This is a genomic window from Thioalkalivibrio sp. ALE28 (genome assembly GCF_000377425.1).
GTDB lineage: Bacteria > Pseudomonadota > Gammaproteobacteria > Ectothiorhodospirales > Ectothiorhodospiraceae > Thioalkalivibrio.
The window spans coordinates 1-1,982 of record NZ_KB898120.1; the positions used below are offsets into that span (position 1 = coordinate 1).

The window sequence follows — 1,982 nt, forward strand, 5'->3', positions numbered from 1 at the left end:
GCTTTCAGGGGCCTGATACGCTCAGGCGGGCGGTAAAGCCGTCATTCCCCAGGGCCGCGCGCGACCCTCGGGAATGACGCCACCCCGCGCCAGTGGCGGGAGTGGCGGTTGGTCAATGGCGCCGACGGTTTTGCCGGCGGGCGATCAGGTAGGCGCCGATCATCACGATCCCGATCAGTGCCAGCCCAATGAACACGCCGAAGTCTTCCATAAGCATCATCTTAGCTCTCCCGGCAGCCCACGAGCCAGAGGATCAGGCCCAGGACCACGGTGCTGAGTCCTCCTGCGGTGAATCCGCGGTCGATGAACAGAGTCAGGATCCCGGCAACAGCCAGCAGTATTCCAGCCTGCCGCAGGCCTTCCTGGATTCGTGCGAGATTGAACATGGTCAGTCTCCTACATGGAGGGGACTGACCGCCCCCACGGGGAGTGGTGTCCCCGTGGTGGGTGAAAGCGTGCTCGCCCAGCAGATCGCTGGGTGAGCACGGACGGAGCGACAAGGGTTATGCCGCGACGGACTGATGTGGCTGCATCGAGTCCCGCAAGGCTGCCAGCGCACGCCCGAGGTGCATTCCGACGGCTTCAAATGCGGCGTACACCACAGACTGACCCAGGATTTCATGCGCGCGCGTGGCGGAGAGCCCTTCGATCAGGGGCTCGGGAACCGCTTTTACGCGGGCATGCTCCTTCGGCGTCAGCAACCGCGTGAGTGCCGGGTCGCTCGGATGTCGAATGAACGGCTCGGTGGACCGCGCCTTGGCGTACCCGCGCCCGATGGTCCCAAGGCTTTCCTCGGATCCATCGAGGAGCTGCCGCCGAAAGCCTTTACCGGCGGCCTTGTCGCGGACCTCCTTCTCGGCCAGGTAGCTGTAGGCCTTCCAGGCAGGATCGTCAGGGTCGATGTCCTCCAGGATGTCCCGGATACACGACTCACGATCCCGAACGGCACGCAGCCCGTCGAACGCGAAGGGCACCTCCGGGTTGGTTGCAATCATGCAGAACCGATTGCGCCGCTCCATCGAGCCCAGCTCAAATCCGTCGAGAACCGTCTCGTGCAGCTCGTAATCGAGGCTGCTCAAGATGGACCGGATCACCGTCATGCTGGTCGTGGTGCCGTACTGAGGCACGTTCTCCAGCAGGATCACACTCGGCCGCAAGGTCTGAATCGCCGCGAGGAACGCGACGAACAACGGACCAGCGGTTTCGTGCTCCTCGGCTTTCGCCAAGCGGTTTTTCGCTCGACCCGAGAGGGAGGCCCCTGTGCAGGGAAGCCCCGCCGCGAGGATGTCGATGGCCGGTAGCTTGCGCCATTCAACGTCCTGCATTGGGGCCTCGATGGCAATGGAATCCGACTTCCAGATCGGATTGTTCGCCAGCGATGCCTCCAGGTAGTCACCGTCCGACTCGTTGGCAAAGGCCAGCTCGACGGGGACACCGGCGGCGGCCAGGCCTCGATGGAGCGCGTGGTCCAGAATGCCGCCACCATGGGCCAGAGACGCCATGCGTAGCGGCTCGCCTTGATTCAGGCGTTGTAGAAGCCGTTTCGAGCGTTCAGCCGTTGCTCGATCGTGATGGTGGACCCGGATCTCGATCGAGCCAGGACGGATAACGACGCGGACCCGTTTCGCTTCGCCAAAAGCGGTCACCAGTGTTTCGCCCGACACGTCGATAACGGGCAATTCCTGGTCGCCGCGTTTGCGACGGGACACCCTCCGATCACCCGTTGGGGTGAATCGAAGGGTGAGGCCGTCATGCGAGCCCTTCACGTTATCGAGACTTGTAAGCTCGAAATGCTGGCCGGGACTGATTCCGGCCCGGGCCAGACGGCGGCCTTCCAGCCATAGCCGCTTGGTCCCCTTGCGTTCGCCCAGGGTCGTGTAAATCACTGTCGTTGCCATGGGTCTATCTCCTGCATGGAGGGGACAGACCGCCCCCACGGGGGACGGTGTCCCCGTGGTGGGTGAAGTGAATGGATCGACCGG

General features: G+C 63.6%; 2 protein-coding genes. Both read right to left on the reverse strand.

Translation table 11 applies throughout. The features are described 5' to 3' along the window. Positions 1–221 precede the first annotated feature (221 nt). Positions 222–386, reverse strand: a complete 165-nt coding sequence (locus tag D105_RS15230) for a hypothetical protein (protein ID WP_018878813.1) — start codon at positions 384–386, stop codon at positions 222–224. Between the two features lie 117 nt (positions 387–503). Next, positions 504–1,898: a DNA cytosine methyltransferase gene (locus tag D105_RS0114040; protein WP_026280517.1), complete on the reverse strand. Its 1,395-nt coding sequence runs from the start codon at positions 1,896–1,898 to the stop codon at positions 504–506. Positions 1,899–1,982: the final 84 nt, after the last annotated feature.

Bases quoted from the DNA above. Each gene is read 5' to 3' on its own strand.
- D105_RS15230 (WP_018878813.1), bottom strand. From the start codon at position 386: ATGTTCAATCTCGCACGAATCCAGGAAGGCCTGCGGCAGGCTGGAATA.
- D105_RS0114040 (WP_026280517.1), bottom strand. From the start codon at position 1,898: ATGGCAACGACAGTGATTTACACGACCCTGGGCGAACGCAAGGGGACC.